Source organism: Conyzicola sp., assembly GCF_046714715.1.
GTDB lineage: Bacteria > Actinomycetota > Actinomycetes > Actinomycetales > Microbacteriaceae > Conyzicola.
In genome coordinates, this window is sequence record NZ_JBKKAD010000187.1 from 1 (window position 1) to 4,692 (window position 4,692).

Annotated in this window: 5 protein-coding genes; 4 read left to right on the forward strand and 1 reads right to left on the reverse strand. The window is 67.0% G+C overall.

The window, feature by feature from the left end:
• Positions 1-410, reverse strand: a 410-nt coding sequence (locus ACLQ6X_RS14950) for a rhodanese-like domain-containing protein (RefSeq protein ID WP_411700952.1), incomplete at its 3' end; no start/stop codon positions are given.
• Between the two features lie 132 nt (positions 411-542).
• Here ACLQ6X_RS14950 and zapE point away from each other — a divergent pair.
• The 4 genes from zapE (at position 543) to ACLQ6X_RS14970 (ending at position 4,681) form a co-directional block, all read left to right on the forward strand.
• Positions 543-1,562, forward strand: coding sequence for a cell division protein ZapE (gene zapE / locus ACLQ6X_RS14955; RefSeq protein WP_411700956.1), 1,020 nt, complete (start codon positions 543-545; stop codon positions 1,560-1,562).
• A gap of 196 nt (positions 1,563-1,758) precedes the next feature.
• Positions 1,759-3,024: an ammonium transporter gene (locus tag ACLQ6X_RS14960; RefSeq protein ID WP_411700953.1), complete on the forward strand. Its 1,266-nt coding sequence runs from the start codon at positions 1,759-1,761 to the stop codon at positions 3,022-3,024.
• A 173-nt stretch (positions 3,025-3,197) separates the two neighbouring features.
• The gene (locus tag ACLQ6X_RS14965) at positions 3,198-4,016 is read left to right on the forward strand and encodes an amino acid ABC transporter substrate-binding protein (protein WP_411700954.1); all 819 of its coding nucleotides are present in this window, start codon (positions 3,198-3,200) and stop codon (positions 4,014-4,016) included.
• Entirely contained in the window at positions 4,013-4,681 is a 669-nt protein-coding gene (locus ACLQ6X_RS14970; RefSeq protein WP_411700955.1) for an amino acid ABC transporter permease, read from the forward strand. Before ACLQ6X_RS14965 ends, ACLQ6X_RS14970 begins: the two co-directional genes overlap by 4 nt.
• The last annotated feature ends 11 nt before the right edge of the window (positions 4,682-4,692 follow it).

Consider the following 4,692-nt stretch of genomic DNA (forward strand, 5'->3'; position numbering starts at 1 on the left):
GTGTACTCGCGCCCCTCGGCCTCCCACTTCGCGCGGCCGCCGTCGAGCAGGCGCACATCGGCGTGGCCGAACAGGGTGAAGACCCAGAGGGCGTACGCGGCCCACCAGTTGTTCTTGTCGCCGTAGATGACGACGGTGGTGCCGCGGGTGATGCCCTTCGAACCGAGCAGCTCCGCGAACGCGGCGCCGTCGATGTAGTCGCGCTCCACCGGGTCGTTGAGGTCGGTGTGCCAGTCGATCTTCACGGCGCCCTCGATGTGGCCGGTCTCGTAGAGCAGCACGTCTTCGTCGCTCTCCACGAACACGACGCCGGGAATGTCGAGGTGCGCGGCCGCCCAGTCGGTGCTGACGAGGCGCTCGGGGTGGGCGTACTCGGCGAACTTCGGGTGTGTGTCGGCGTCGACGGCCATGGGTGCCTCCTGGTCAGTGCGGGTGTCGTGCGGCGGCGGTCTAGGCTGAAACCCGAACCCCACGCAACGACGATACGCAATAGGTGTGCCGCACGCTGGGTGCCTGTAAGACTTCGACACGCATTGGTGACCATGACGAGCGACGCGACCCGCAATCACGATCACCTCGCTGACCGGCTCCCCACGCTCACGGGCGAGCAGATGGTCGACCACCTCGTTCCCCCGCGCCAGTTCGACACGGCGACCATCGACAGCTACCGCCCCGACCTGAACTACCCGTCGCAGACCGAGGCCGTCGCCGCGGTGCAGTCGTTCATCGCCGGCTGGCGACCCGGCGGCCTGTTCTCGCGGCGCAAGAACAAGGAATCGCTGCCGGGGCTCTATCTCGACGGCGGTTTCGGCGTGGGCAAGACCCACCTGCTCGCCTCGCTCTGGCGCGCCGCTCCCGGCCGCAAGTATTTCGGCACGTTCATCGAGTACACCGCGCTCGTGGGCGCCCTCGGCTATGCCGGCGCCGCGAAGGTGCTGCGGGGGGCCTCGCTCATCTGCATCGACGAGTTCGAGCTCGACGACCCGGGGGACACGCGGATCATGTCGCGCCTGCTCGGCGAGCTCGCGGCATCCGGAACCCGCATCGCGGCCACCTCGAACACGCCACCCAACGCGCTCGGCGAGGGCCGGTTCGCGGCGCAGGACTTCCTGCGCGAGATCGACGCCCTCTCCGCCCAGTTCACGACGATCCGCATCGACGGTCTCGACTACCGTCGCCGCGACATCGAGGGTCACGCCGTCGCCCTGGACGACGACGAACTCGAGGCGGCCGTGGCGAGGTTCAGCGGCGCACTCACCGTCGACAGGTTCGACGACGTGCTGGCCCACCTCGCGAAGGTGCACCCGTCGCGCTACGTCAAACTGCTCGACGGCCTCGACGCGGTCGCCCTCACCGACGTGCACGTGCTCACGAGCCAGACCGACGCGTTGCGGTTCGTGGCGTTCGTCGACCGCCTCTACGACGCGCAGGTTCCCGTGATGTCGAGCGGCGTCGCCCTCGACCGCGTCTTCCCCGACGACATGCTCGCGGGCGGCTATCGCAAGAAATACCTGCGCGCCGTCTCGCGCCTGATCGCCCTCACCTCGGGCGAGGGCCTCTAGCAACTAACGGTTGATTCCCGCCGCCGGGAAACACGATGTTTACATGCGGCGTTCTCGCGTAACACAACGGAAACACGCCCACACAGCCCCCGAAACTTGGCGGCGACAAACTGTGTGCGTACCCGAGGAACCCCTGCGCTCTGCGTCAAAGGTTTGTCGACGGTGCATCCTTTGCAAACGTAAGAGAGGTAAAACTATGGATCAAGGCAACACCGCCTTCATTCTCATCTGCGCGGCCCTCGTGCTGCTGATGACCCCTGGTCTGGCGTTCTTCTACGGAGGACTCGTCAAGGCCAAGAGCGTTATCAGCATGATGATGATGAGCTTCGGCGCACTGGGACTCATCGGCGTTCTCTGGGTTCTCTACGGCTACGCCATCGCGTTCCCCGGAGCCGAGGGCACCCTCGCCCCGTGGACCATCGACACCGGCGCGTTCGGTCTCGCCAACCTCCTCGAGACGCCCGAAGACGCGGCGTACCCCCCGCTCGCCTTCGCCGCCTTCCAGGCGACCTTCGCGATCATCACCGTCGCCCTCGTCTCCGGCGCGATCGCCGACCGCGCCAAGTTCGGCGCGTGGATGGTCTTCGCCGGCATCTGGGCCACGGTCGTCTACTTCCCGGTCGCCAGCTGGGTCTTCAACTTCGGACTCGCCGAAGACGGCAGCTTCGCCTACGGCGGCTGGCTGACCCACGGTCTGCAGGACGTTTTCGGCGTCGGCGCGATCGACTTCGCCGGCGGAACCGCCGTGCACATCAACGCCGGTGCGGCAGCGCTCGCGCTGGCACTGGTTCTGGGCAAGCGCGTTGGCTTCGCAAAGGGTGTCAGCGTTCCTCACAACCCGCCGTTTGTGCTGCTCGGCGCCGGCCTCCTCTGGTTCGGCTGGTTCGGTTTCAACGCCGGCTCCGAGCTCGCGGCCGACGGCACCGCGGCTCTCGCGTTCGTAAACACGATCGCGGCCCCGGCCGCGGCGCTGCTCGCGTGGCTGCTCGTCGAGAAGCTCAAGGACGGCAAGCCCACCTCTGTGGGAGCCGCCTCGGGTGCCGTCGCCGGCCTCGTCGCCATCACGCCCGCCTGTGGCTCGCTCACCCCGTTCTGGGCGATCGTGCTCGGCCTCGTCGCCGGTGCCGTCTGCGCACTCGCGATCGACCTGAAGTTCAAGTTCGGCTTCGACGACTCGCTCGACGTCGTGGGCATCCACCTCGTCGGTGGTCTCATCGGAACCCTGTACCTGGGCTTCTTCGCCAACGGCACCGGCCTCATCTACAGCGGCGAGTTCACGCAGCTGATCGTGCAGCTCATCGCGGCTCTCTCCGTGCTGATCTACTCGTTCGTGCTCGCGTTCGTCATCGGCTTCATCATCGAGAAGACGATGGGCTTCCGCGTGAAGAACGAAGACGAGATCGCCGGCATCGACACCGTGGTGCACGGTGAAGAGGGCTACGTTCTCGCCGACGCCCGCTAACTAGCGGGTCACGACCACACAGCACTCGACGGGGGTGTCGCTCTTCGGAGCGGCACCCCTTTCGCTGTGCCTGCACTATCTGCTGTCCGCGCGCAACACGGGGACACGAATTCGCGACGGGGCGCATCCGCTCGTATCGTGTCGGTAGCACCCGCCCAGCAAAAGGAACCACTATGAAAACCACCCGTCTCGCCGTCGTCGGCATCGTCGCAGCCACCGCCATCGCGCTGTCCGGCTGCCAGTCGGCATCGACCCCCGAGGCGCAGGGCGACGCGGGTGCAGACACCAGCCTCAGCGACGTGCAGGACTCGGGCACGCTGACGATCGGCACCGAGGGCACCTACCGCCCCTTCACCTTCCACGATGCGTCGGGCGACCTCACCGGCTTCGACGTCGAGATCGCCACGGCGGTCGCCGAGAAGCTCGGCGTCGAGCCGGAGTTCCAGGAGACCCAGTGGGACGCGATCTTCGCCGGCCTCGACGCGGGCCGGTTCGACATCATCGCCAACCAGGTGTCGATCACCGACGAGCGCGAAGAGAAGTACGAACTCTCCGAGCCGTACACCGTGAGCCCCGGCGTCGTCATCGTCGGCAAGGACACGTCGGGCATCGACTCGCTCGAGAGCCTCAGCGGCAAGACGACGGCGCAGTCGTTGTCGAGCAACTGGTACGAACTGGCGGTGGCCAACGGCGCCAAGGTCGAGTCGGTCGAGGGGTGGGCCCAGGCCGTAGCGCTGCTCGAACAGGGCCGCGTCGACGCGACGATCAACGACAAGCTGACCTTCCTCGACTACAAGGCGACGGATGCGGCCGGAGCCGCGGGGCTGAAGATCGCTGCCGAGACCGACGATCCCTCTCGCAACGCCTTCGTCGTGAAGAAGGGCGAATCGGCGCTCATCACGGCCGTGAACGACGCGCTCGGGGAACTCCGCGCCGACGGTACCCTCGCCGAGATCTCGGAGAAGTACTTCGGGGAAGACGTCACCGAGTGACCGAATCCCAGTGGGAGCTGCTGTGGACGTCGCTCGGGCCCATCGTCTCGGGCGCCGTCACCGGCACCATCCCGCTGGCCCTGACGAGTTTTGTGCTCGGGCTCGCCATCGCGCTCGGCGTCGCTCTCGCCCGCCTCTCGCGGGTGCGCGTGGTGTCGGGCGCGGCGCGGGTGTACATCTCGGTCATCCGGGGCACGCCGCTGCTCGTGCAGCTCTTCGTGATCTTCTACGGCCTGCCGTCGCTCGGCCTGCTGATCGACCCGTGGCCGAGCGCCATCATCGCGTTCGCCCTCAACGTGGGCGGCTACGCGGCCGAGGTCATCCGCGCCGCGATCCTGAGCGTGCCGGTCGGACAGTGGGAAGCCGGTCACATGATCGGGATGTCGCGTGCGCAGACGCTGCGCCGGATCATCCTGCCGCAGGCGGCGCGTGTCTCGGTGCCGCCCCTGTCGAACACCTTCATCAGCCTCGTCAAGGACACCTCGCTCGCCTCGCTCATCCTGGTGACCGAGCTGTTCCGTCGGGCGCAGCAGATCGCCACGTTCAGTAACGAGTTCATGCTGCTCTACCTCGAGGCGGCGCTCATCTACTGGCTGATCTGCCTCGTGCTGTCGAGCGGCCAGAACGTGCTCGAGAAGAGATTGGACCGCTATGTCGCCCACTGATCCGGCCGCGC